At 57.9% G+C, this 302-nt stretch carries 1 protein-coding gene; it reads right to left on the reverse strand.

The window, feature by feature from the left end; genetic code table 11:
* Positions 1-302, reverse strand: a 302-nt coding sequence (locus tag OC610_RS29140) for a hypothetical protein (protein ID WP_264433312.1), incomplete at both ends; no start/stop codon positions are given.

Consider the following 302-nt stretch of genomic DNA (forward strand, 5'->3'; position numbering starts at 1 on the left):
GCAGCAATGCTGATATCCCCGCCGGCTTCAATGCTGGCGGAGCTGTTCAGTACGTTTTGAGCCGAAGTACCCGACGCGACTCCGCTGACCAGAAGATTGCCCAGGCTGTAAACATCGGCATAACGGTTGGTAAAGGACGTCGTCCGCAGGCCCATATTCCGCCCGCTGAAGAGCAAACCACGGCTGCCATCCGCAGCCTGCGCGTTAAGCAGGGCCTGGGTTGTAACCGTTAGATCTCTAGAGGCCGCTATAGCCCCATAGTTGCTGACGCCAGCGGCCGTCACGCTTAAATCATTGGCTGA

It is taken from the genome of Pseudomonas agronomica (assembly GCF_025917275.1).
Lineage (GTDB): Bacteria > Pseudomonadota > Gammaproteobacteria > Pseudomonadales > Pseudomonadaceae > Aquipseudomonas > Aquipseudomonas agronomica.